The sequence below is a fragment of the Bacillus sp. 5mfcol3.1 genome (assembly GCF_900114335.1).
Classification (GTDB): Bacteria; Bacillota; Bacilli; order Bacillales; family Bacillaceae_G; genus Bacillus_A; species Bacillus_A thuringiensis_S.
The window spans coordinates 317,335-343,020 of record NZ_FOST01000003.1 but is presented as its reverse complement, the minus strand read 5'-3'; the positions used below and the strand labels follow the sequence as shown (position 1 = coordinate 343,020).

Genomic DNA, 25,686 nt, shown 5'->3' with positions numbered 1-25,686 from the left:
GTAGTATAAAAGTGTGTTTTTTGGTCATTATTTTCTTTTCATATGGAACCCTTGTGTAATTCGGTCTAATATAATTGCGATTACTACGATAGCTAATCCAGCTTCAAATCCCATTCCGATATTAACTTGTGTTACCGAGCGATATACATCAACTCCAAGTCCAGGAGCTCCTACAAGTGACGCTGTTACAACCATTGATAACGAAAGCATAATACTTTGGTTCACACCAGCCATAATCGTTCCGGTTGCAAGTGGTAATTGTACTTTAAATAGTTTTTGTGATGCAGTGGATCCAAATGCATTCGCTGCTTCAATTAAATCTTCTGGAACTTGTCTAATTCCTAAGTCAGTAAAACGAATTGTCGGTGGCATTGCAAAGATTACTGATGCAATAATTCCAGGTACTACACCTACTCCGAAAAATGTGATCGCTGGAATAAGGTATACGAATGCAGGCATTGTTTGCATAAAATCTAATGTTGGTTTTAAAAATTTTGAGAAACGTTCATTTTGAGATGCTAATATACCAATTGGAATTCCGACAATAATTGAAATAATAACTGACGTAAGTACGAGTGCTAATGTTTGCATCGTTTGTGCCCAGTAGTTAATATTCAAAATAAATAATAATCCAATAAGCGTAAAAATGACTAAAGATAGTTTTCTCGTTGTGTACCAAATGAGGAAACATAAGATAATAATCATCAATATGGCAGGAATTATTATTAAAAAATTAGTGAGTAAATCAACGAATCCACCAATAATATAAGAGAATCCTCGGAATAAGCCTTCAAAGTGCTCATATAAACTTACAACAAATGAGTCGACCCATTCCCCTAACGGAATACGCGGTATACTATTCATCGTCTTTCACCTCTTCCTCAATGTTTCCTGCAAGAGCTTGAATGACACTTTCACGTTTAATAATTCCTCTTAGCCTTTTCTTCTCATCGATTACTGGTAACGGATATTTCATCTCCGCCATTTTTGCATACGTCTCTTCCAGTAAAGTATCTAAATACACATGCGGAATATCATTAAGTAATAAATCAGCAATCGGCCACTGTTTTTGTACTGCCTTACTCGCATCATCCGCAGTTAATATACCTAAAAACTCATACTTTTTGTTTACAACATATACAGTTGAAACACCAGCATTCCTCATAATTTGAAGGGCTACACGAGGTCCACGATCAATTAATAAAGTTTCTGGTCGTTTTAAAATAGACTCCGCCGTAATTACTTTTCCTAAATTCACGTCCGCAACAAACTTTTCTACAAATTCATTAGCGGGGCTCATCATAATTTCTTCTGGCGTTCCAATTTGAACGATTTCTCCATCTTTCATTAATGCGATACGATCTCCAATTCGAAGCGCTTCATCTAAATCATGCGTAATAAATATAATCGTTTTTTCCATTTTATCTTGCAACTCTAACAATTCATCTTGCATTTCTTTTCGAATAAGTGGATCTAATGCACTGAATGACTCGTCCATTAGTAATACATCTGGATTATTCGTTAGCGCCCTTGCGATTCCAACGCGCTGCTGCATACCGCCACTAAGTTGACTTGGATAATTATCTTTATGATGATCGAGTCCTACTAACTGTAGCGATTCTAACGCTTTTTTCTCTCGCTCTTCAACCGGAACTCCTTGTATTTCTAACCCATATGCAACATTTTGTATAACTGTACGATGCGGAAATAGAGCGAATTTCTGAAATACCATACTCATTTTCGTTCTTCTTACTCTTCGTAACTCTTCTTTTCCCATCGTTGCGATGTCTTCACCATCTATGTATATATGACCTGCAGTTGGTTTAATCAATTGATTTAACATACGAACTAGCGTAGATTTCCCGCTACCAGACAAACCCATAATAACGAAAATTTCTCCAGAGTATACTTCAAACGTTGCTTTTTTCACCCCAACGTTCATTCCTGTCTCTTTTAAAATTTCCGATTTACTTTTTCCTTCTTTTAATAAGGAAAGGGCTCTTTGCGGATGTTTCCCGAATACTTTTGTTACGTTTTCAACACGCACCTTTGTATTATCCATGTCACTACTCCTTTTCTACCCATCTATTCACATAGTGTTGCGATTTTACAAAGAAATATTACATAAAAATGACATTCATAAGATTTCTTTAAAATTCTCGTTTCCGTTCATAATAAGAATGCTTACTTATACATTTATTTTATAAGGCAAACGTTACTTAGGAGGTTTTCAATGCGAAAGAAAATTTGGTTTATATGCCTTGCATTATTTATTACTATGATTTTCACTTCATGTAATGCAACAAATGCAAATTCGAAAGGGAAAATTAAACTTGGTGTAACAAGTTGGAAAGAAAATATTGCAACTGCAAACATGTGGAAAGTTTTATTAGAAGAAAAAGGCTACAAAGTTGAGCTCATGTATTTAGAAAAAGCCGCAATTTGGACTGGTGTTGCTCGTGGCGATGTTGATGCGAATTTAGAAGTATGGCTACCAGTTACAGATAAACCGCTAAACGATCGTTATAAAGATGATATTGTCTTAAAATCAAAATGGTACGAAGGTACTGGACTAGGTTTAGTCGTCCCTTCTTATATGAAAAATATAAACAGTATCGAAGATTTAAATGCTCATAAAGATGAACTAGATAATAAAATTGTCGGTATCGAACCCGGTAGTAGTCTTATGAATTTAACGAATAAAGCAATGAAAGAATATGATATAAAACTAAAACTTGTCCAATCCTCTGAAGCTGCGATGATGAGTGAACTAAAGAAAGCATATACAAAAAAGAAACCAATCGCTGTTACGCTTTGGAATCCGCATTGGGGGTTTTCAGAATTTGACTTGAAATATTTAAAAGACCCTAAGAAAGTATATGGTGAAAAAGATGACATTTATTACTCCGTTCGTAAAGGTTTCGAAAAAGATCACCCAGATGTTATAAAATACTTTGATAAATGGAAAATGAACGATGAACAGCTCGGTACGTTAATGGTCATGTTAAATAAAACAAAAGATCCTGAAGAAGCTGCGCGAAAATGGATTAAAAAAAATCAAGCATTAGTTGATGAATGGGTAAAGGATTAATAAAAAGGCTAGAGAATTAATATATCCTCTAGCCTTTTTCATCTTATTTTTTCGTAACAACATCATCTACAATCCCATATTCCTTCGCTTCTTCTGCAGTCATAAAATAATCTCTTTCTGTATCATGTGCTACTCTTTCAATCGGTTGGCCTGTTTTTTCTGCAATCATTTTATTAATATCATGCTTTAACTTTAATATTCTTTTCGCAGTTATTTCAATTTCTGTTGCTTGCCCTTGTGCACCACCAAGCGGCTGATGAATCATAATTTCACTGTTAGGGAGCGCAAACCGTTTTCCTTTTGCTCCAGATAATAATAGCAATGCACCAAATGATGCCGCAAAGCCCATGCACAGCGTTTGCACATCTGGTTTAATTAAATTCATCGTATCTAATATTGCAAAACCTGCTGTCGTTGAACCGCCGGGGCTATTGATGTATAAGAATATATCTTTCTCTGCATCTTCTGCTTCTAAAAATAATAATTGAGCTACGACACTACTCGCTACTTGATCATTAATTTCTGAACCGATAATAATAATGCGGTCTTTTAATAACCTTGAATATATATCATAGGAACGTTCTCCTAATTTTGTTTGTTCTACTACATATGGAATTGCATTCATTTTAAATCCCTCCAATACTTGTTATGCTGCGCAAAGCATACAACTGTAGGAAGAAGGTTGTTTCACATTAAATAATAAGACTGGCTGTTTAGATGGTAACTTAGTAAAATCTATTGACGGAAGCAGTTTCGTTAATAATTCCGGTCTCTCTTCTCGAATAGACGTTACTACAACTTCCATATCATCTGTGAATTCGACTATCTCGACCCCTTCTTCACTTACAGTTTTCAGCCTATTTCTACTCCGGAATAAAGAAGCTTTCACTGCACCTTCTGATACAGAACACACTTTAGCAATATCAGCGATACTATATTGAAAAACATCTTTTAATAATAAAATTGCGGATTGCTGTACATTTAATGAAGACAATACTTTCCCTACCATTTCATGCAAATCTGCAATGTTCTCATGTGGTTCTTCAAAAGTGATTTGTTCTCTTATTTTTTCATGAACAGACTTAGACTTCATCTGATCTAACCAACGATTTCTTGCTATTTTATAGACGAGTGTCATACAAATATCTTTATTTCTATATTTTTGAAGCACTTTACACACTGTTTCTTGGGCGAGATCTTCCCCATCCCATTTGTTTTTCGTTAAAAAAGTACAGTATCTTTTTAACTCTCCATATTGTTCAATTAAAAAGTTTATATTTGAATGATTCATATCGATACGGTTCTTTAAAACATGAGTTACTTTTGTGCACAAAATAACCACTCCTTTTCAGCGCTTACTTAATAAACGATTCAACATTAAAAAAAGTTACGGGGATATAAAAAAATAATGTTTATGTTCAATAATTCGCGGTCATAAATATGTTATGTACAATTTTACATGAGGAGGAACAAATTTGCCAAAATTAACAATTGAAGGTGCGGGAACATTTGATGTAAAAGAAGGAACGAAGTTAGTATTAGCAATTGAAGATAGCGGTGTCAACATTCTTCATCGTTGCGGCGGGAATGCACGTTGCACAACTTGTAGAGTAGAAATACTAGCAGGTGATTTCTGTGAAGCGAGTGCGAATGAGAAACATGCAATGACGGAAAAAGGGATTGAAGATCATTTACGATTATCTTGTCAAATGCGTGTACATAAAGATATAGTCGTTCGTCCGGTACTTACAGTTGAAAATTCAGGTCTTGATGCTGGACCGCGTCCGGCGGAGTAAAGCGATGAATTTAAAACAGCTCGCTGGCGAATATGCCGCTAACTTTGTAAATGATGGCATGAAGATTGGGCTTGGTACAGGTTCTACTGTATATTGGACAATACAAAAATTAGGTGAGCGTGTAAAAGAAGGATTATCATTTCAAGCTGTACCGACATCAAAGGAAACTGAAGCATTAGCACATCAACTAAATATCCCCCTAATTTCGTTAAACGACGTACAAAGTCTTGATCTTACAATTGATGGAGCGGATGAAATTGATTCAAATTTACAACTTATAAAAGGCGGTGGCGGTGCATTACTTCGTGAAAAAATCGTTGCCTCTTCCTCTAAAGAACTAATTATCATTGCTGATGAATCGAAACTTGTAACACATTTAGGTACTTTTCCATTACCTATTGAAATCATCCCTTTTTCATGGAAACAAACCGAAAATAAAATTCAGTCTTTAGGATGTCAAACAACATTACGTTTGAAAAATAATGAAACCTATATAACCGATAACAATAACATGATTATCGATTGTATATTCCCTAATCATATTTCTAATCCTGCCCATTTACACACTCAATTAAAAATGATTACTGGTGTAGTTGAAACAGGGTTGTTTATAAGTATGACGAGTAAAGTAATTATCGGCGCTAAAAATGGGATAAAGGAATTGTAATAAAAGCTAACTTTTTAAAGTTGGCTTTTTAGTATGTTCTTCTCTTAATAGCGCTTTATTATGATATACTATGAAAACACAAGCTGATTACACTAGAAAGGACTGAACATTTTGCAATCCAAACTTATAACAGAACTTGCTGATTTAGAAACTGCCTTTCATATTCGAAAAGAAGTATTTGTAAAAGAACAAGGTGTCCCTCTTGCAGATGAATTCGATACATTCGATGAAATCGGAGAGCAATGTAAACATATTTTAGTTTATTATAATGAGCTTCCTGTAGGTACAGGGCGTATACGATTTGTTGATGGCGTCGGAAAATTAGAACGTATTTGCATTTTAAAAGATTATCGTACATACGGATTAGGTAAAGTCATCATTCAAACGTTAGAAGAAATTGCTCGTAACGAACAAGCTACAAAAGTGAAACTACACGGGCAAACACAAGCTGAAGGATTTTATAAAAAATTAGGTTATGAAACTTCTTCTGATATATTTATGGAAGATGGCATTCCGCATATACTTATGACGAAAATGTTATCATAATAAAAAGGGTAGTGTATGAATCTTATGTATTCATACACTACCCTTTATTATTAATAGAAAAGTGAATTCTCAAGATTCTCTTTTGAAATCAAAGCCCATCATCTCTTAGTTCATATCTAGGTAAAGCTTACACTGTTTTCCATAATGATAATGCATAAATCCAGTTCGGATCACCATTTCCTTGATAACTCTGGACTGCTTCATATACTTTTCCTTCGTGTAGAACTCTATCTCCCTTTTTATATGCTTTTTTTGCATCCCACGCTTCATATGAAGCGCTTTCGGTTTTTGTAGTAATTGTGAATATATCACTCTGTACGGATTCATTTCCAGCTACATCAACAGCTTTTACTACATATTTATAAGTAGTATTAGCGAGCAGATTTTTATCCATATAAGAAGTTGTATTGGATGTTGCAATCTTTTTCATTGATCCTTCTGTTTCTCTATAAATATCGTAATGGTCTACACCAATATTATCGTCAGATGGACTCCACATTAAATCCACACTTGACGCTGTCGTTCCCATACTATGTAATCCTTTTGGTTGTGTTGGTGCTTCTGTATCAGGAATCTCATCTGTTGTTTTTACTGTAAGCGCTGTACTTTCTTTCGATACATTTCCAGCTGAGTCAATTGCTTTTACAGTATAAGAGTATTCTGTGCTTGGTTGTAATTTCTTATCAATAAAATGAGTGCCTAGTACTGTATCGATCATCTCTCCGTTACGGAAGATTTTATATCCTTTTACCCCTACATTATCCGTAGAAGCGTTCCATGTTAGTTCTACACTATTCGCTGTTACTTTTTGCGTCTGAAGTCCATTTGGAATACTTGGCGCTTCTATGTCTGGTTTCACATCATTAATAAGATTAACATCAATTACATTATAGAATGCATTTGCTGTATCAGCTACATCCCATACTGCTAAAATCACATGATATCCACTACGATCAGTAGGTACATTGATTTTATGAGTTAAATTATTTGAAGCTGCAGAACCATCATGTTGTACAGTTCCAATTGGTTCGAAATCTGCTCTTGTTAGCGCTTTATTTGGATTCCATCCTTTTTTAGTAATATAGTAATGCCACTTACTCGTTAAGTGAGGCGCAGTATACTTCCAAGTAAATGTATTTTCCCCACCAGTAATTGTATTTTTAAACCAACGATTTGCTGTTTGTTGATCTAAAATACCACCAAATTTTCCGCCTGCTGAAGCAATTTGTCCATCTACTGGACCACCTTGTGGGAAACCTTTTGGAGCTTCTAAACTTTGTGGTTCATACATAACACTTCCACAGTTTACATTTAGCGCACCATAAGTTGGACTACATAAAGCGGATCGGCTACTAGGCTTTTCAACAAAACCGTGCGCATAAGCATTTTGAGGAATAAGTGTCGTACTAATAATTCCAGCTGTTAATGCTACAGCTCCTAAACTTTTTTTGTTCATTTTCATATTTTGTAGTTGTTTTAAAAATCGATTATTCATGTTCATGTCTCCTTCTTGTTATACTTTGTAGTGGAATGTGGGCTTTGATGTAAAAGAATAACAAGAGACAAACTTGTACCGATGTATGTGTTAATTATGCATACACCGCAGTGAAATTATATTTTCCTTGTGAAATATTTCACTTTATGAATATATCATGACATAGAAATTACCTAAGTATGTGCAGAAGTTGTGCAGAAACAGTGAAATTATTACTAACATGTAAAACAAAGTCCTAACATTTTAAAATACAATTTGAATATATTTATCTATCATCTTTACTTCATAATTAACAATACATTTAACTGGTTAACTTTTATTCTTATACTTAGATCTCTCAGTGCCTTATTTTTAACCATACTAGATATTAAAAATAAGAATTATAAAGTTAAATAAAAAGCATCCTATTTAGATGCTTTTCTAATGTATAATTTCATTTTTTTCACTGACCTACAAATATAAAAATTTCATCAACAGCCTCCTTATATCCACCTGATTTTTGGAAAGATTCCTTCAAATTCAAAGCAACTTCTTTAAATGAACGATTATTTAATACTATTTCTACACTTTCACTTAGTTGATCCACAGTTAATCCTTGCATTTGTAATTTTACTCCTGCTCCAAGACTCTCCACTTGCTTTGCGACTACTGGCTGATCTGCACTTTGCGGTATTACAACGAGCGGAACCCCGTTATACAGTCCTTCATGCGCACTGTTCATCCCGCCGTGTGTAATAAATAGTTTCGTATATGTAAGCAGCTCAGTTTGGGGTACATAGTTTTTCACAATGAAGTTTTTAGGGATTTCGCCTAGATCACTTATTTTTGTTTTATTACCAATAGACATAACAATTGTATGCTCACTATTCTCAAAGGCCTTCATACACAGTTTATAAAAGTCAATCGCTTCATTAAAAACAGTACCTAATGAAATATAAATCGGACTTTTTTCTTCAATTGAAGTAAAATCAACGTCTCTGTTTTTCATTTGTGCAGAGATAGATGGTCCTACAAATTTATATGTTTCATCAAACGTATCACCAAAAGGCTGGAACTCCTTAATTGTATACACAATAGTAAGGGGTGCAGGATTACAGAAAACTTCATACGATGATTTTATTTCAACACCATATTTTTCAGCAATTCCCTTCGTTATGTTTTGAAAATCATTCTGTATTTTATCATGAATTTCTACTGGGATATTTTTTGACAGATGACCTAACATTTGCTCAAAAGATTTTTCATCCTGCGCAAAAGATGTACATGAATTTATGGATGGCAATTTAAGAATTTGAGCAATTAAGTGCCCACAGCCAAACATAGAATCATGAATTATGTAATCAAAATGTTCACCTTCAATTTGTTCTAGAACACTAGGTATAACAACATCTGCTGTATGTAGAAGACCGTTTATTCTTTCCTGTAAATAATTTCTGCCTCCAGATAGAAACGCTTTTATAAATTTTTGATCGTCAATCGTTCGTACAGTAGCACCTGTCTTCTCAATTCGTTCCCTAAAAGCTTCTATTGAAAAATAAACGACCTCTTCACCGCGAGAAATCAACTCTTCTACAACTGGCAAAGTTGGATTTATATGTCCTTCTGATCCAGCGTTAATAAATAAAACACGCGCCATTATAAACACTCCTTACGTTAAATCATTCCTATGTTGGCAAGAGTATAGATCCCCTTCGTATCATATTCCTGCTAAATTGACCTAGCAAGTCTAAAACCGAGATCTTCTATATGAAATGTAGGATGGCTTCGACGACGACAAGTAGCGCCGCACCCTCTCGCTGTTTCAGCCCAACTACCACCACGAAAAATGCGGTATGATCCGTACACTGTTTCATCATACAAATCATAACACCATTCCCAAACGTTCCCTAGCATATCATAAAGTCCCCATGCATTCGGTTCTTTTTGGCCAACGTCATGAATCTCTCCATTTGAATTTTCATTATACCACGCTATATCATGAAGTTTCCCGTATGTATATCCGGTTGTACTTGCTTTACATGCATATTGCCACTCCGCCTCAGATGGTAATCGGTAGCCATTTGAATCTAAATTACATTTCACAATTTGACCACCATCACTAATAGAATAATATTCTTTTAATCCCGCTTTTTTTGAAAGTACATTACAAAACGCAATGGCATCGTTCCATGAAATATTGACAACTGGTTTATGATTTTTATCAAAATTATTTAATGTACTATTTGTAATAGCATCATATAGTTCCATTGTTACAGCATACTTTGCAAGAAGAAATGGTTGAATTTGTACTAGCCATTCTTTTTTTATTCGATCATCTCTTAATACTACCTCTCCAGCTGGAATATTGACCATTAATGAATCGATTAGTTGAATTAAATCGTTAGTCATTTTCTATTCCTCCAAACGTTCATTTTATATGAACTTAAAGTCATATACTCATTACAAAATACAATTTTCAAAAAGCGTTAAATTTTTCATAATAAAAAACGATTAGTTTTATTAAACTAATCGGTAAGATTCACAAAGAATTTTTGTGTTACATTCTATAATTATATGTGCTCTAAAAATTTCCGAACCTCATTTGGAGATTTTAAAACAATAACCTTTTTCTCTTCCGGCAATTGCTCTAACCCTTTTAAAATTGTAGGTCGTTTAGCATTAGGATATTCCCATATCCATTTAAAAAATTGCAAATCAAATCTTTCTTCACATCCCGCGCCCATATCTGGTCTTGTTTTATTTCGGTATTTTACAATTCTTTTAAAAGCCCTATAAACACAAATTGTTCTATGAATATCAAGGAAGATAATTGTATCAGCTGCATTCAGTCTTATACCCATCGTCCCGCCATAATTCCCATCAATAATCCATTTCTCATCTTTAATTAAGTTATTTTGAACTGTTATTTGTTCTTCTCTCGGAACACCTTCCCAATTCGGTTTCCAAAATAATGCATCAAGATGATGCACCTTAATATTTAATTTATTCCCTAACTGCCTTGCTAATGTAGATTTTCCTGAACCACCAGAACCAATTAATATTATTTTTTCATAAAGGGCTCCTTTTTAAAATCGATTATTTCCTCCGTAACATAAACTCACAAAGTATTCCCACTCCAACACCAATTGTATAAGCCACTACATCACTCCACAAAAAACCGTATCCCAACACGAGTCCCCCCAAAGTCGTTGCACGAATGCTATCTATCCATTCCGCATGATACAATTGGCTCGCTTCAATCCCGTAGCAAAACATTAAACTAATAAAAGCCAACTTCTTCGTCTCTGTTTTAGGAAACAAAAATCCAAAGCCAGTGAAAATCATTAATGCCCATAATGCATCACCTAAATAATCATTTAATAGATGTGGTAGTGCAAAAGCAAACTTTCTTGAGCTAAGACCTAAAATAATAACAACTATAGTAAATAGTGCATATACTACTCTATTTCGTTTCGTATTCATTTTAAAGTCTCCTAATATGTAATGTAAAACTGTAAATAGCTAGTAAAACAAAGTTATTTTACTAGCTATTTATTGATTGCTTTTATGATAAGAAAATGTGGATTCATATTTAAATAATGATATGATTTTTCGCTTACTTCTTTCATTTTTTCAATTGCCTTCGGTTCCACTATCTCTTCTAATACAAAATAATTTGTAGTTTCATTTAGTATGTCTTGTAATGATCTTCTAAAAAACTTGACTTCAATAGTAATATTCGGTTTAACCCAAGTATCTATTAATAACTGTTTTTCAAAATAATTTTCACATGGAAACTTTGTGAAATCCATAAAAGGATGATGAATAGAATAAATAAGTTCTCCACCTGGCTTCAATACACGACGAAATTCTTGAAATACTTGATTCCAATTTTCTATATAATGAAGAGTTAATGAACTTACAATCACATCATACATATTATCTTCAAATGGCAATGTTTCTTGCAGATCATGACAAAGGAACGTCGCTTCTTCTCCTATATTTTCTTTTGCTGCTTTTACCATTTCAGGACTTACGTCAATTGCTGTAACATTTGCTCCTCTTCCTATGAATTGAGAAGTATACCATCCAGCTGCACATCCAGCATCTAGTATCTTTTTTCCTTCTAGTTCCTTTGAAATAAGCTCCATCATCGCCGGTCTTTCATAATAACTGTTATATGGATTTGCGAAATCTAGATTTTCTTTATATGTACTCGCTAATTTATCATACGTATCTTTAATCGAATCTTTCATTACACACACTCCTAATACATATTAATTCATTAACTCCTGCTGCTTTTTCTTTGAAAATGATTGTAGTACTAAATCATACGACCAATCAATCATTTTATTTATTTGCTCCTGTTCTATACCCTTATGAATATAAATAGTATTCCAATGTTTTTTATTCATATGATAGCCTGGAATAATTGTTTCTGGATAATCTTCTCTTATTCTTAATGCGACTTCTGGGTCACACTTCAATGTAATCGCAGCTTTTTCACCTTCTTCATGATTTACTATCGCAAATATTTTATTATTAAGCCTCATACATGTTGCACTCCAGCCATCTGGAGAATCTTCTTTCGCTTTTCTTTTCGATAAACAGTACGCTCTTGTTGCATTCATTTTAATTGGCACCTCTTATTCTTTCCCTGTTTGATTACGATGCATCACAATTTGCTTCGTTGTTTGAAATTGTTGCTCACCATAAAACTTTATTAGCTTCTCTCCGCAAAATAGACTAACAATATCAATATGAGATATTTCTCGAAGTAATATTGTTAGCATCTTCTCTCCAATACCATTATTTCTTACACTCTCATGTACGACAACATCTTCAATGTATGCTCGAAAAATACCATCAGAAACGACTCTAGCAAATCCAACTAATTCATTTTCTTCCCATACTCCAATGGCTATGCTATTCTTTAACATTTTTTCAATATCGACTTCTTTTCTTTCTGGCCACCAACTGACAGAATCATAAAGTTTTTTTATTTTTTCTGCACAGATTGGTTGTTCTTGTTGCAATTTATACGTGTACATATTCTTTCTCCCATCAAACAGTATACATAATATTATTATAATCTCTTTTCAAAAAAGTGCTGACTATGACCTTTCGGGTGATCTTCAACAATACCATACTCCCTGTAACCGTGCTTTTTATAAAATTCTGGTGCTTGAAAACTAAATGAATCTAGCAATATTAATCTACACCCTTTTTCCTTCGCAATACCCTCAATTTCATGTAAAAGTTGGCTGCCATAACCGTCATGACGAACTGATTCATCAACCCATAAAAAGTCGATATGAAGGTGATAAAAATACATCGTACCTGTTACGCCACCAAAAATTTTTCCTTCTTCATTTTTTACTACGAGGCGTACTTCTTCCATCGTCTGTCTTGCCTCATCTGTTAAGATGGACATATTATATTGAATAACTTTATTTTTAATATATTCTCCTTCAGTGCGTGTACCGTTCTTTATATGTTTCATTTATATTGCTTCCTTTCAGCTTAGTAATCTACATTTTATTTTTTCTCTTTAAAATACTAATACATACGAATCCACCATATGTAACAAAGCATGAAAAGCCAATTATCCCTGGTACAGAGACATATCCTACCCTTATGTAACTTATAACCGCAAAACAAACAATAGACAATAAAATAGATGGCCAAAATATAAGAACTGTTTTTCTTCTTCCTCGTTTCGATGTACTTTCTTTCTCTCCAGAAACACGTGTGCCAAAAAGCAATACAATACAAATAAGGATCGCTGTAAAGTAAATTGTATCTAATGACAAATCGTGATCATATAGTGCGATTCCAACTTCAAGAGCAATAATCGTTAAAATTAAAATAATGATTGTTGAAGTCTTTAAGTTTCTTTTCAACCGTTCACTCCTAGCATGTTTTCACTATATTCTTTGTATATGTACTTTAAAACTACTGCAAAAGCTTCATCTACCTCTTTATTTTCACGGCGATTCGGTAAATCTTTTCCCCTCATCACATAAAGAAGCGGAAATTCGTTAAACATTCCTATTATACCAATAAATTCAATATCGAATATAAAAAAACTTTTCGGCAGCTCATATCAGCTATTTAAATAAGAAAAAGGTAGCATGAATTTTTTCTTGCTACCGAAAAATATTTATTCTTCTATAGGATTTTCAGGACCGTTAAGTTCCAGCTGATAAAAAGCTAAATCTAGCCATTTATTAAACTTATAACCAGCTTTTTTTATTGTCCCTGCATGAACAAATCCATAGTTTTGATGCAAGGCAATACTTTTTTCATTCTCTGCATCAATTCCAGCAATTAAGGTCATATACTCTCTTTCCTTCGCAATTTTGATTAATTCTTTCATTAATGAAGACCCAATGCCATTTTTTCTATATGCCTTATCTACATACACAGAATGTTCAACTGAATATTTATAAGCAGGCCACGCTCTAAATGGGCCGAATGTCGCAAACCCTACTACTTTATTATCTAATTCATATACGAAAATGGGATACCCTTCAGCCTTTTTTTGTTCATACCAATCTATTCTATTTTCAAGGGTTACAGGTTTATACGCATATACAGCTGTTGTATAAAGTATCGCATCGTTATAAATATCTAAAATGTATGCTAAATCTCTTTTCGTTGCTTCCCTTATCATTATTTTCTTCCTTTCATCATGTTCATCTTATTTCACTATCTTTTTAATAGTTTTATTTTATCGAAATTTCCGATTTTTATCTACATACGAATACTAGCTTTTCGGAAACCATCAAATATATTTATTGCAGCAGATAACATATAAAAGAAAATTCCTCCCCCAATGAGCCACGTTTTAAACTCCTCTGGGGAAATAGTAAATGCATTTGCCAAATACGTAATAAATCCTGCGTTAAATAAATGTGGATTTACTACAATTACAATGAATACTATCGTCCCAGCTACTTGAAGAATAGCATTCCCAATCGCCAATCTTTGAGTCCATTGTCCCTGCACCAATTTATAAAGGGATATACATATTTCAAAAACAATCATAATTACAACGATTGGCCAGTACTGCAATAAAACATCTTGATTAAAAGTTGGCGAAACAAACTTCAGTCCATTTGCCGTACCGTTATATACGCCAACAAGATGATTCGCATAAAAGTAAAGTGTAGCCCAAACTGCTGTCCACATTAAACCTGCAAAAACTTCAAACTTCGAGATTGCTTTTTTCTTTGGGATATACGAGATGTTTTTCAAATCATCTGGTGTCCATTTTTTTAAACTTGTCGTCAACGGCTCGATACCTTTGTCTTTATCTGTTCTTTCTAAAATAACAAACACAAGTGTCAACCAGAAAAATACATGGAGGCCCACTTCAAAAATTTCCCCAATGCCTTTACCTATCAATTGTAAAATAACATTTAATACCGCTTGATCACCACTATAGCCTATAAAATTTTCTGCAACCATTGATATGAGTGCAATGACAGCTGCGATTGGTATAATCATTTTTAACAACGTTGTATATACATCAAAATAACGTGGTCCAATTAAATGCATCGGTCTATCCAAATAACCATTAGCCAATGAAACCGGACTCCCCAATTTTTCGAGAACGCTCTTTACATCTTCCTCATTATAATCTTCAGGTAACATATCATCTATAGTTGACCTTAGTTCAAGTGTAATATCTTCACGATTTTTTTCAGGTAATCTCTTCGCAACCTCTTGGATATAGAGATCAATTAAATTCATTCCCTTCCTCCTCCTTTAATAAGTTATAAAGTTCTTTCGAATCTTTTATCCATTCTTTTTTCAACTGCAAAAATATTTCTAATCCATAATCACTTAAAACATAATACTTACGAGGTCTACTCTCCGTTTTATCCCAACTACTCGTCACTAATTCCTGCTTTTCTAATCGGCGAAGTAGTGGATATAAAGTACTTTGATCAATTGTAACCCCTGATTGCTCCAATAACTGGACAAGTGAATATCCGTACTGTGGCGTTCTTAATTGGCTTAAAACAGCTAACGTTAATGTCCCTCTTCTTAACTCAGTAATTAACGAGTTTAATAAAGTATCCATTCACTCACCTCATTTCCATTACTATATGTCATACAGTATGTGTTTTATACTATGTATCGTACAGTATTAGTGTGACAAAAACTGTGCTTTTTTTACCAAAAACAGATAATGAAAAGCGCAAATTATATGATTTGTGCTTTTTTAGCTAAGTTATATATATCTATAACACTCTAAAAGGTAGCAACCTTAACTACTAATTTTGAAATTCCAGTAATGCTATATTAAGTTACAAGTATCGTACACATATGATGTGACCATAACATATCACTATAGGAAGCTAATAAAACGGAAAATTACCATGGTTGAATGATTCCTGTTTTATTCTTTAGGCACTGTTGATTTCACACTGTTTTCAGCACCTAATCAACGTTATTTCCTTCATAAACTTCATCTTGTTCAAAATCTCTATTTTTATTTGGTTTATTAAAGTAAAATAAAAAAACAATTAAATTAGGTTAATTGTTTTTCAAATGCAAAATCTTTATTTTTTTAAATAACCTATGATATTCGAAAAGACAAACTCTCCAAATGCAAGTGGTATATAAATAAACCATAACTTTAATATTGCCTTTGTTTCTTTGTGATCAGAATCCCCCATTAAAACCAGCCCAATCCTTTTTCTTCTAATATTTTCATTTTAATTCCAATAACAAGGAAATTATACCATTTATTAATGTTATAGTCTATGTTTTCTAAAAATTAGATAAATAAAATTTTTGTATTCCCTCAATATTCAGATAAACGTAATAATTTTTTTACGTTTCATCTTCAAAGTCTATAATGAGTCCTGTTAGAACTGCTTCATTACCAATCGATTGGATCCCGTGACCAATAAAATCCATCTTAAATTCTTCCCACTCTAACTGCTCTTTTGTGATTCATCGTCACATTATGATGAATCACTCATACATTATCTAGAAGTAAAAACCCTAATTCACTTTTCTCTTAAAGAGCACTATTCAAATGTGCTCTTTTTAAGTCTGTTCGAATAAAATTAAAAATCCTACTGATAAACAAAAAATCTCGTTTATCAATAGGATTCATTAGCTATATATAGCAATTATAGCGAACTCCATCGCCTATTACTAAAGTCGAACTGATTTAAGTAATATAAATTCCCCTTTTTCTTTAGAAAATGGAACAACCTCTACAATCGCCTCAACATTAATTACTCCGTAAACATGCGGATATTCTTGACCGTTTGAAGCAAGTTCATATTTTACTTCTGCTTTTAATAGGGCTGGATCAATTGTAAGTAATAAAACATCTTCTTCATGCTTGAAATATTTTTCTGCAACTCTTAAAGCTTGATCTACTAATGAACAATGAATAAATCCCTCTTCTATAAGGGAATCTTCATTAATTTTTCCAATTATTTTTGCGATTTCCCAATTACTTTTCGTAATTACTTTTCGTAATTACTTTTGTAAGCATAGTAACTCTCCCTTTTTAATTTATGTAATGATATAATAACACTAAATTTTCAACACGTTCTTAATAGATTGGGGACTTATAATGGATAAACCTCTCACTACATTACAAACTATTATTATACATATGAATACAAATGAGCATTGGCATGATTTTATTTGTTACTGTCAGCATCGCGAAGCGGGACTTCGAAAATTAGCTTATAAACATTTAGAGACATTTATTTCCAATGCAAAAACATGGGAATCAAAAGATCAAGAAGAGTTTGCCATTTCGCTGTTTACTATTTTAGATGCATTAAACGAAAAAGATGAGGGCTTAACTTTCTCACTAAATAGTTTTCTAATTGACATTCTATATAGATGGACAGAAAACAACCCGATTGATTCAAGACCTTTTAGATGGATAGGAATTTATATGGACTCTAGCAATAAAGAAGACGATTTAGAAAAATCCCTTCGAAAAGCGATTGAATTAGGTGGTGATACCGAACAAAAAGCCATGATATACCTAGTTTCTAATTACATCAATACTTTAGAATTTGGTACACATGAATTCCCTTCAGGTTATTGCGGAGATTTAAGCGAATGTATAGAAAAACTTCCCTATATGCTTCAATTAACTAATAGAATTCAGAATAAGAACATAAAGGAGCAAAACATTGGTCAAATACAAGAACAACTACACCTTATTCTAGATTGGTTAAAACATACACAAACTCCAGTAGATGCTGTTCGTACATGGGAAAAAGAACAAACTAAGGAATTAGAAAAAAGCATCGTATATCATTTAAACAACAGCTCAAGTCATTAATTCGTCTACCATTTTAATATAAAAAAGAGGATCTTCATACTGTACTAGAAAATCCTCTTTTTATATTTATCCCACATTAGCTTGCAGTAAAACTCCCCACTGATTATAGTTTTACTTTATTTTAATCCTTTAATTAAAGGTGACGCTTCCCCACTATGGAAAATCCATAAGTCATGAAGTGATCTCGTACATCCAACATATAGTAACTTTGCATCATGTTTTGTATTTTTGTAATGTTCCTCATCCACATCAATTAAAAGCACCGCATCAAATTCTAAACCTTTCGCTAAATAGACAGGTACTACTGATATACCACCTTCATATTTACTTTGGTTTGCTTCAATTACGTTTACCGTTAATCCTGCATTTGTTAATTTCACATATATATCACGGCATTCATCTTCTGTTCTTCCGATTACCGCAATTGTTTTCACATCTTCATTTTGCAAATGTTTTACCGTCTTCACAATTTCAGTAAATTGATTTTCTGTATGAATTACTTTCACATCTTCTCCACTGCGGAAGACTGGTGTTGCGAGTCCTACTGGGATTTCTGCATTTTTAATTATTTCATTTGCAAATTCAATAATTTCTTTTGTAGAACGATAACTTCTTGTTAATTCATAATAACCGGTTTCTTGGAATACTTCCTTAAAAGCATTCCAATCTTCAATTCCTTGATAATCATAAATCGCTTGCGATAAATCACCTAATATAGTGAAAGAATTACCTAATGTAATTTCTTTTAATACATAAACTTGGAAAGGCGAAAAATCTTGCGCTTCATCAATAACAACGTGATGAAACTTCTGCCCTATTTCAATCCCTGTTATACGATGATGTATGTATATTAAAGCTGGTAAATCTTCTACATACATTTCTTTTTTACGACAACTCTTTTCTGTTTCTTGAACAAGTTCTTCAGGTAATACCTCAAGTATTTCTTTACTTTTTACTATTGAACTATACAGTGATAGAGCACTCATTTTCGGCCAAAACTTCATATATGCGTTCAGTCTCTTAGTCGCTTCTTTTTTTAGTAATTTTTTCTCGTTTGTTTCCCCGAATTTTTTAAGTTCAATTTCAATCCAGCGCTTCATTCGTCCTACTAATCGTTCTCTTCTTTTCTTTAAAGGATAATGTTTATATTCAACTTGCATCCATTTTTTAATATCTTCTACTGGAATAATCGCTCTATCCCACGCCTCAAAATCTTTTGTCGGAACTAACTCATTTTCAAATTGGATCATTCTCTCTTCAATATACGTCTTAAATTCCAACGTACCCTTTAATTTACCTAGCATTACCTTCTTTTCATCACGATTAATTGAAAATGCTTCTTTCAATTTTTCTTCTGTCTGCTTTAGTATAACTGAATCATCTAACGTACGTAATGCCCAATCCGAAAACGTTGTTTGACTAATATTCCCTACACCTAATTCAGGAAGTACACTCGAAATATAGTCTAAAAACAGACTATTCGGCGCAAATACGATCATTCTCTCAGCTTCTAGCTGCTCACGATATTCATAAATCAAAAAAGCAAGGCGATGTAAAGCGATTGTTGTCTTTCCGCTCCCTGCAACCCCTTGAATAAGTAATGGTAAATTTCTTTCCGCTCGAATAATATCATTTTGTTCCGATTGAATCGTTGAAACAATATCCTTTAGCTTATTATCTTTATTCTCACCTAATCGATATAGAAGAAAATCATCGGCATGCGATACATCTTCATTTCCTTTTACATATGTATCAACAACACGTTCAAGTTCTCTTTTTCGAATAGAAATGTTTCGTTTTAAATACACATCACCTTCTACTAACCCATCTGGTGATTGATAAAATGCTAATTCTTCTCCACCGGTAAATGAATAAAACATACTTGCGACAGGTGCTCTCCAATCAATAATGATTGGTTTCATCGTGTCCATATCCGAAACCCCTACTTTTCCAATATAAATCGGCATAACTGCTTCTTTACCATCTTCCTGAAAATCTAACCTTCCAAAGTACGGCTCTTGCACACCAATACGTAAATTTTGTCTATTAGACTCTCTCATACTTTCAAGAATTTGCTCTTTAAAATCTTCTCCATAATAAACTGGGATTTTTTCAAGCTTATCCAATTGCTCATCCATCGTATGTAAAGTATCCTTCATTTTTTGTAACTCATCTTCAAATATGTTGCTCATTTCGACGATTCCCTCCTGTCCGTTCTAATTTTTCAGTCGAAGTATTATTGTATTAAAAATCCAATCATAAAGTCAATAGTTCCCATTTGAATTTTTCGAAAAAACTTACTTTTCATCTTTCTAATTTAAAAAGAATATGCAACATCTAAATCACACAAATACACATATAGTATAGTGATGCATGCAAAAGATACTACTTTCTATTTGTCTCCTATTTAATTTATTTATTAAAAAACATTGTAAAAATTAAAGACTTTAATCAATGGGCGTTTTACTGCCCATAAATAGTAGGATAAACAAAAGTAAAGGAGGCTCTTCAAATGAATGTCGCGAAAAAGAAATCACTAAAGTTATATTTACTTATTTTTGTATTAACTGTTTTGGCCAGTGGATGGATTGGGGTATTTCTAGATTCTCTTCTAACAAATCAACCTGAAGGAAATACTTTAGGTATGGGGTTATGGCTAATATTACCTTTCCTCGTAAGCATTTTACTTAGAGTTATTAGCCGAGATTGGAATGATTTTGGCATCAAGCCAAATTTGAAAGGAAACTTTATATGGTATTTCACTGCACTACTTATTTATCCATTCGTTACAGTAATAACGATAAGCATATCGCTCATTTTTGGAGTAGCTCATATTGCTAGTTTTGATATATCCACGTTATTGTCACTCATAGTCATGTCTACTATTGGTAACTTTATTAAAAATATTTTTGAAGAGTTTTCTTGGCGTGGTTATTTAACTCCAAAGTTGATTGAACTAAATATAAATGATTGGTACATTTATATTATTTCTGGTTTAATTTGGGCACTTTGGCATGCTGCATATTATATAGTCTTTTTGCCAAATGAATATTTTGAATCTATCTCAAGATTAAATATGCTTTTATCTGGCTGTATCCTTATGGTTTGTTGGTCAATTATGTATGTTGAAATATATAGACTTACAAAATCCGTCTGGCCATGCGTTATCATGCATGCGATCGAGGATGCTGTTCCTACTGTTTTAGTTACCATAACAGGGATTATTACCCTTACAAACAGTAGTGATTTTTGGTTAAATCCTATTAGCGGGGTCGCTGCTACTGTTTTATTTCTCGGAATTGGAATCGTACTAAGAACTATAAGAATAAAAAGAGAACGACAATTATTCACACAATAAAAAGCAGATAATGAATTCGTCATTATCTGCTTTCCAATTTTTAAAACTACCTTATTATATTTTTTGATACATAAGCCAGTCACCAGAGTCTATCACTTTCTTTAACATCTTTTTATTCTGAGCGATATACACATATGCCTCAATTTCCCTATAAGCAACATATACTGTTTGCGTAATTCGATCATATAAATCAGTCTCCGCATTACCTGTATATTCTTCTAGTTCATCTAACTTACACAATATCTCATCATTTACTACATAAACTTCTCCATACACCTTTTCTTCAATCGAATAAGTCATGGCCGGATATCCTTCGTTCGTATCAAATAATTTTCCATATGTCCAAGCTCTGTCTGCAATGCATGTTGCACCTAGCATATAATGAGCATTCGTTTGTCCTCTTCTTAACGTGCCATAAACGAAAACATGATACATAAATTCTTATCCCCTTTATATGTCTCTACTTTCTTATTTGTAAATAAGCACGAATCATAAAGTAACTCACTTCATTCGGAAGCTGTTCTTTAATAGATTTCAGACCACCCTCTGCATTTTGAACGGCAGTTTCAATAAGAGATTCATACTCTGCTGGAACAAAACTTTGCCACTCTACTTCCATTCCATCCTCGTAGCAGCGAATTAAATGGTTTTCAATTGTTTGTCTTGATAAGTTACGTTCTTTTGCAATCTCATTCAAATCAATACCTTGTTTATACATTTCATATGTTTCTAAATGAGAATTTGCGGACGCTTTTCCTGACTTTTTACGCTCTGAAACTACTTCTGTCTTAATCGTTTCAGCATAATTTGGATTTTCCTCAATAAAACGCTGAACTGCTTGTAAGAAGTGCGAGCCATATTTCACAAGTTTGTGTTCTCCGATACCTTTTACCGTCAACAATTCAGAATCATTTTGCGGCATTTTCACACACATATCTTTTAATGTTTGGTCAGAGAAAATAACGAACGGAGGTACACCTTCTCCTTGTGCAATTTCTTTACGTACTTCACGAAGCACTTCAAATAAAGGATGGTCTTGAACAATTTGTCTTGTCTCTACTCGTTCTTTTCGTAAAACATTCTCTTTACCAAGTAATACTTCTTTCCCTTTTTCAGTTACTTTTAACGTCGGATAAGTGCCATGTTCAACTGCAATTAACTCGTCTGAAATTAAAAACTCAATAAACTCACTGACTTCTTTTACACTACGGTTCGATAAAAGCCCATACGTTGGTAAAGTATGAAAATTAAATTCAATAACTTTCTTATTCTTCGACCCAGTTAATACTTGCGCTATCATTTGCTTTCCAAAGCGTTGGTTCGTTCTAATCATGCATGATAAAACCATTTGTGATTCTCTTGTCACATCGATGCTCTCGCGATTGTCTGTACAATTACCACAGCGTCCACAATCTTCTTTCGGTTCTTCTCCAAAGTATTGCAAAATGAATGATTGTAAACATTGTTCTGTATGACAGTAATCGGTCATATTTTGCAATTTTTCAAGTTCATTTGAAAAACGTGATTCTCCAGTTGATTGATCAATTAAAAAACGCTGTACTTGTACATCTTGAGAAGAATATAACAATATACATGTACTATCTAATCCATCACGACCAGCACGTCCTGCTTCTTGATAGTAACTTTCCATATTTTTTGGAAGCTGATAATGAATTACGTAACGAATATTCGATTTATCAATACCCATCCCGAATGCAGATGTTGCTACCATTACACTTACTTCATCTCGTAAAAAGAGTTCTTGTTGCTCATTTCGATCACTATCACTCATACCAGCATGATATTTTGATACAGAAACACCTGCCTTCATCAAATCTTCATATAACTGATCGACTACTTTTCTAGTAGCTGCATATATAATCCCGGATTCCTTTTGATTTTGACGAATATAATCCGCCAAATATGCATTTCGATCTTGCCCTTTAATGACAGAAAACGATAAGTTCTCACGCTCAAACGTTGTCATAATTGTATTTTCTTGATTAATTTCAAGTGTGTTACAAATATCATCACGTACTTGCGGTGTTGCTGTTGCTGTTAATGCTAATACGAGCGGCTTTTCTGGAAGATAATCTAATATGCGATGTATATGTAAATAACTTGGACGGAAATCATGTCCCCACTGTGAAATACAGTGTGCTTCATCAATCGCAATCATAGGGATTTTCATATCGATAAGTTGATCAACAAACTCCATCGAATCAAGACGCTCAGGCGCCACATAAAGTAACTTGTAATGTCCTTGTTTCGCTAATTGAATTCGCTGATTTGCTTCTGCAATAGATATAGAACTATTAATATATGTAGCTGAAATGCCATTCTGTACCAATGTATCTACTTGATCCTTCATAAGTGATATTAGAGGCGATATAACCAACGTCGTTCCTTCAAATACTAATGCCGGAATTTGATAACAAATCGACTTACCACCACCCGTTGGCATAATACAAACCGTATCTTTCCCATCTAGTACATTTTTAATTGTTTCATCTTGTCCTCTTCGAAACGAAGAATAACCAAAGTAGGACGCTAAAAGTTCTTGTGCTTTAGTAAACAAAAAAGAGTCACCCGCTTTTCTTTATCTTTCATCTACTTCTATTATATCAATCACTTATGCGACTTGAAAGGGATGATTAGATGCTTATTGTTTTTTCATTATTCTATGTTTCTTCACTTATTTAATATGAATTAGCATCATTATTTTATATGTTTTACAACATTTATAACGTAAATCCAGTACACAAGAAGAAAGAGTTTCAATTTAAATGTTCATTTTATTTCTCTTTCTTGAATACTACTAATCGTATACATATAAATTCAGGAGGTTACTATATGAAACATCGTAATATGAGTTCCATCAAGGCAAAAACGAAAACACAAAAACTCCAATTCTCTAATAATGATGCGTGGAAATATGAATCATACTATAAGTACCAGCCATTATTCTCTTATAAAAAGCTTTTTAATTTTCTTTCTCAACTTTTTAGACGTTAATATATGTGCAAAAAATATATCATTCACAGAATTTTTCTCAATATTAAATGTATAGACTTACTACAATTCAGTTGTTACCATATATAATAATCTGTTGGATAAACCCCTTAAGTTGACCTGCTTATATTAGCAGGTCTTTTTCATGATTACATACTTCTGTGTACCTCGATCTCACTTCTAAGTCTTTTCTCCATTTTATAACCATATTTAGATCCCAACAATTAATGATAATCATAAATTGTTGGGATCTAAATTGTTCACATATAATTATGCAATTCTTCTTTCTCAATACACAAAACACATTTTACTTGTTACTATAAAAGTACTCCAGATGAGTTTTTTGCTCATCGACATTATCTAGTTATTGGGGCCTGCCGCGGGAAGCAGGTCCCTTTGACTGTATGAAGGTCCCAATTTCATTTGGACACATTTACCAGGTTTTTTCAAAAGAATTTTATGATAACATTACGTAGTCGAGTCCGACATCTCGGCAATACCCTTTTGAGGGTCTGCAACTTCCCTTACAGACCCTCTTTTACTTTATATTCAATTTATTCATATATACTACAACACCATTCATTGAATTTCTCCATTTCAAATTCCCTAAAAATAATCTAGGACACGTAACTAAAAATAAATCTTCATCATACTTTGAGTTATACATGTTCAAAGGAGTGTTACTATTTATGTATTCTTATTGGCAATCGTATTACTCCCCCTACCATAACCCTTATGTAAACTATGATTTATCCGTACGGAACTACCGAATTAGTAAAAATGAGAATTTTTTAAAAGGGTATATGCGTTCTTTATGGGAACAACACGTCGCTTGGACGAGATTGGCTATTATAAGTATAGTATTTAATTTACCAGATGTTAATGTTACTGTTGGACGACTTCTACAAAACGCAACACATATGGGACTATCACTTGAACCATTTTACGGTGAGGATGCAGTGAAAAAATATAGTGCATTAATTAAAGATCACTTAGTAATTGCAGCGGATCTTGTTAAAGCCGCAAAAGCTGGTAATCAAAATGCAGCGGCCGCTATAGAGAAAAAATGGTACGCTAATGGTGACGCAATTATTGAATTTCTTAACAGTATCAACCCATATATAGATAAAGAAGAATTTAGAAAAATGTTTTATGAACATTTAGCACTAACGAAAGCAGAAGCACTTGCCTTCCTAAATAAAGATTATGAAGCAGGAGTAAAACTTTACGATAAAATTGAAAAAGAAGCATTAGAAATGGCTGACATGATAACAAACGCAATCGTAAAACAATTCCCGCAAGTCTTTCAATAAAGTGAAACTTTAATCAGAGTAGGTTACTACTCATTAATACTGGATAAAAATAAGTCGATTTCCCAACATAAATCGACTTATTTTTATCCATGA

29 protein-coding genes and 1 riboswitch are annotated in these 25,686 nt (G+C 33.3%); of the genes, 7 read left to right on the top strand and 22 right to left on the bottom strand.

Going from position 1 to position 25,686, the window contains the following annotated elements:
- Positions 1–27: 27 nt before the first annotated feature.
- Both BM089_RS19965 and BM089_RS19960 read right to left on the bottom strand, forming a co-directional pair.
- A complete protein-coding gene (locus BM089_RS19965) occupies positions 28–864 on the bottom strand; it encodes an ABC transporter permease (protein ID WP_016512689.1) in 837 nt (278 codons plus the stop codon).
- Entirely contained in the window at positions 857–2,062 is a 1,206-nt protein-coding gene (locus BM089_RS19960) for a quaternary amine ABC transporter ATP-binding protein (protein ID WP_000370606.1), read from the bottom strand. Before BM089_RS19960 ends, BM089_RS19965 begins: the two co-directional genes overlap by 8 nt.
- Before the next feature lie 171 nt (positions 2,063–2,233).
- On the opposite strand from BM089_RS19960, the gene BM089_RS19955 reads away from it, so the two are divergent.
- On the top strand, positions 2,234–3,091 hold the full coding sequence (locus BM089_RS19955) for a glycine betaine ABC transporter substrate-binding protein (protein WP_001227615.1): 858 nt from the start codon (positions 2,234–2,236) through the stop codon (positions 3,089–3,091).
- A 43-nt stretch (positions 3,092–3,134) separates the two neighbouring features.
- Here the strand turns inward: BM089_RS19955 and clpP are convergent, their stop codons facing one another.
- Entirely contained in the window at positions 3,135–3,716 is a 582-nt protein-coding gene (gene clpP / locus BM089_RS19950; protein WP_000991612.1) for an ATP-dependent Clp endopeptidase proteolytic subunit ClpP, read from the bottom strand.
- Positions 3,717–3,737: 21 nt separating this feature from the next.
- Positions 3,738–4,424: an RNA polymerase subunit sigma-70 gene (locus tag BM089_RS19945; RefSeq protein WP_000337521.1), complete on the bottom strand. Its 687-nt coding sequence runs from the start codon at positions 4,422–4,424 to the stop codon at positions 3,738–3,740.
- A gap of 142 nt (positions 4,425–4,566) precedes the next feature.
- Here BM089_RS19945 and BM089_RS19940 point away from each other — a divergent pair, with 142 nt between their 5' ends.
- The 3 genes from BM089_RS19940 to BM089_RS19930 all read left to right on the top strand — a co-directional run bounded on the left by BM089_RS19940 (position 4,567) and on the right by BM089_RS19930 (position 6,100).
- The gene (locus BM089_RS19940; RefSeq protein WP_001125388.1) at positions 4,567–4,887 is read left to right on the top strand and encodes a 2Fe-2S iron-sulfur cluster-binding protein; all 321 of its coding nucleotides are present in this window, start codon (positions 4,567–4,569) and stop codon (positions 4,885–4,887) included.
- 4 nt (positions 4,888–4,891) lie between these two features.
- Positions 4,892–5,554 carry a ribose 5-phosphate isomerase A gene (gene rpiA / locus BM089_RS19935; RefSeq protein WP_001049982.1) on the top strand — a complete coding sequence of 221 codons (663 nt, stop codon included), beginning with the start codon at positions 4,892–4,894 and terminating at the stop codon, positions 5,552–5,554.
- Between the two features lie 111 nt (positions 5,555–5,665).
- Positions 5,666–6,100 carry a GNAT family N-acetyltransferase gene (locus BM089_RS19930; protein ID WP_001190868.1) on the top strand — a complete coding sequence of 145 codons (435 nt, stop codon included), beginning with the start codon at positions 5,666–5,668 and terminating at the stop codon, positions 6,098–6,100.
- 127 nt (positions 6,101–6,227) lie between these two features.
- On the opposite strand, the gene BM089_RS19925 is transcribed toward BM089_RS19930, so the two are convergent.
- The 15 genes from BM089_RS19925 to BM089_RS19860 form a co-directional block, all read right to left on the bottom strand.
- On the bottom strand, positions 6,228–7,595 hold the full coding sequence (locus tag BM089_RS19925; RefSeq protein ID WP_090977844.1) for a lytic polysaccharide monooxygenase: 1,368 nt from the start codon (positions 7,593–7,595) through the stop codon (positions 6,228–6,230).
- Positions 7,596–8,037: 442 nt separating this feature from the next.
- Positions 8,038–9,231 carry a macrolide family glycosyltransferase gene (locus BM089_RS19920; RefSeq protein WP_090977842.1) on the bottom strand — a complete coding sequence of 398 codons (1,194 nt, stop codon included), beginning with the start codon at positions 9,229–9,231 and terminating at the stop codon, positions 8,038–8,040.
- A gap of 71 nt (positions 9,232–9,302) precedes the next feature.
- Positions 9,303–9,983: a formylglycine-generating enzyme family protein gene (locus BM089_RS19915; protein WP_000180346.1), complete on the bottom strand. Its 681-nt coding sequence runs from the start codon at positions 9,981–9,983 to the stop codon at positions 9,303–9,305.
- Between the two features lie 161 nt (positions 9,984–10,144).
- A complete protein-coding gene (locus BM089_RS19910; RefSeq protein ID WP_090977841.1) occupies positions 10,145–10,639 on the bottom strand; it encodes a DNA topology modulation protein in 495 nt (164 codons plus the stop codon).
- Positions 10,640–10,670: 31 nt separating this feature from the next.
- Positions 10,671–11,057: a ribosomal maturation YjgA family protein gene (locus tag BM089_RS19905; RefSeq protein ID WP_001093460.1), complete on the bottom strand. Its 387-nt coding sequence runs from the start codon at positions 11,055–11,057 to the stop codon at positions 10,671–10,673.
- Between the two features lie 65 nt (positions 11,058–11,122).
- Positions 11,123–11,830 (bottom strand): class I SAM-dependent methyltransferase, encoded by a 708-nt coding sequence (locus BM089_RS19900; RefSeq protein ID WP_000655265.1) that lies wholly within the window; start codon positions 11,828–11,830, stop codon positions 11,123–11,125.
- A 21-nt stretch (positions 11,831–11,851) separates the two neighbouring features.
- Positions 11,852–12,205 (bottom strand): MmcQ/YjbR family DNA-binding protein, encoded by a 354-nt coding sequence (locus tag BM089_RS19895; RefSeq protein ID WP_000994614.1) that lies wholly within the window; start codon positions 12,203–12,205, stop codon positions 11,852–11,854.
- A 15-nt stretch (positions 12,206–12,220) separates the two neighbouring features.
- On the bottom strand, positions 12,221–12,625 hold the full coding sequence (locus BM089_RS19890; protein ID WP_000288977.1) for a GNAT family N-acetyltransferase: 405 nt from the start codon (positions 12,623–12,625) through the stop codon (positions 12,221–12,223).
- 35 nt (positions 12,626–12,660) lie between these two features.
- Positions 12,661–13,077 carry a GNAT family N-acetyltransferase gene (locus tag BM089_RS19885; protein WP_000680536.1) on the bottom strand — a complete coding sequence of 139 codons (417 nt, stop codon included), beginning with the start codon at positions 13,075–13,077 and terminating at the stop codon, positions 12,661–12,663.
- A gap of 28 nt (positions 13,078–13,105) precedes the next feature.
- A complete protein-coding gene (locus tag BM089_RS19880; protein WP_000827991.1) occupies positions 13,106–13,477 on the bottom strand; it encodes a hypothetical protein in 372 nt (123 codons plus the stop codon).
- Positions 13,474–13,623, bottom strand: a complete 150-nt coding sequence (locus BM089_RS31370) for a hypothetical protein (RefSeq protein WP_000481403.1) — start codon at positions 13,621–13,623, stop codon at positions 13,474–13,476. The genes BM089_RS19880 and BM089_RS31370 overlap by 4 nt, the downstream gene beginning before the upstream one ends.
- Before the next feature lie 114 nt (positions 13,624–13,737).
- Positions 13,738–14,250 (bottom strand): GNAT family N-acetyltransferase, encoded by a 513-nt coding sequence (locus tag BM089_RS19875; RefSeq protein ID WP_000617523.1) that lies wholly within the window; start codon positions 14,248–14,250, stop codon positions 13,738–13,740.
- An 80-nt stretch (positions 14,251–14,330) separates the two neighbouring features.
- On the bottom strand, positions 14,331–15,332 hold the full coding sequence (locus BM089_RS19870; RefSeq protein ID WP_001048872.1) for an HAAS signaling domain-containing protein: 1,002 nt from the start codon (positions 15,330–15,332) through the stop codon (positions 14,331–14,333).
- On the bottom strand, positions 15,319–15,666 hold the full coding sequence (locus BM089_RS19865; protein WP_000380302.1) for a PadR family transcriptional regulator: 348 nt from the start codon (positions 15,664–15,666) through the stop codon (positions 15,319–15,321). Before BM089_RS19865 ends, BM089_RS19870 begins: the two co-directional genes overlap by 14 nt.
- 1,027 nt (positions 15,667–16,693) lie before the next feature.
- Positions 16,694–16,755, bottom strand: a riboswitch (Fluoride riboswitch).
- On the bottom strand, positions 16,752–17,072 hold the full coding sequence (locus tag BM089_RS19860; protein WP_090978010.1) for a DUF952 domain-containing protein: 321 nt from the start codon (positions 17,070–17,072) through the stop codon (positions 16,752–16,754). (Overlaps the previous riboswitch by 4 nt.)
- 109 nt (positions 17,073–17,181) lie before the next feature.
- Here BM089_RS19860 and BM089_RS19855 point away from each other — a divergent pair, with 109 nt between their 5' ends.
- The gene (locus BM089_RS19855) at positions 17,182–17,910 is read left to right on the top strand and encodes a hypothetical protein (RefSeq protein WP_000360509.1); all 729 of its coding nucleotides are present in this window, start codon (positions 17,182–17,184) and stop codon (positions 17,908–17,910) included.
- Positions 17,911–18,026: 116 nt separating this feature from the next.
- Here the strand turns inward: BM089_RS19855 and BM089_RS19850 are convergent, their stop codons facing one another.
- Positions 18,027–20,102 carry a HelD family protein gene (locus BM089_RS19850; RefSeq protein WP_000065167.1) on the bottom strand — a complete coding sequence of 692 codons (2,076 nt, stop codon included), beginning with the start codon at positions 20,100–20,102 and terminating at the stop codon, positions 18,027–18,029.
- A gap of 320 nt (positions 20,103–20,422) precedes the next feature.
- Here BM089_RS19850 and BM089_RS19845 point away from each other — a divergent pair, with 320 nt between their 5' ends.
- The gene (locus BM089_RS19845; protein ID WP_090977840.1) at positions 20,423–21,268 is read left to right on the top strand and encodes a CPBP family glutamic-type intramembrane protease; all 846 of its coding nucleotides are present in this window, start codon (positions 20,423–20,425) and stop codon (positions 21,266–21,268) included.
- Between the two features lie 54 nt (positions 21,269–21,322).
- On the opposite strand, the gene BM089_RS19840 is transcribed toward BM089_RS19845, so the two are convergent.
- Positions 21,323–21,703 (bottom strand): gamma-glutamylcyclotransferase family protein, encoded by a 381-nt coding sequence (locus tag BM089_RS19840; protein ID WP_090977839.1) that lies wholly within the window; start codon positions 21,701–21,703, stop codon positions 21,323–21,325.
- A gap of 25 nt (positions 21,704–21,728) precedes the next feature.
- Positions 21,729–23,846, bottom strand: a complete 2,118-nt coding sequence (recQ, locus tag BM089_RS19835) for a DNA helicase RecQ (RefSeq protein ID WP_090977837.1) — start codon at positions 23,844–23,846, stop codon at positions 21,729–21,731.
- Positions 23,847–24,969: 1,123 nt separating this feature from the next.
- Between recQ and BM089_RS19825 the strand changes: the two genes are divergently transcribed.
- Entirely contained in the window at positions 24,970–25,593 is a 624-nt protein-coding gene (locus BM089_RS19825) for a hypothetical protein (protein WP_000287727.1), read from the top strand.
- Positions 25,594–25,686 lie beyond the last annotated feature (93 nt).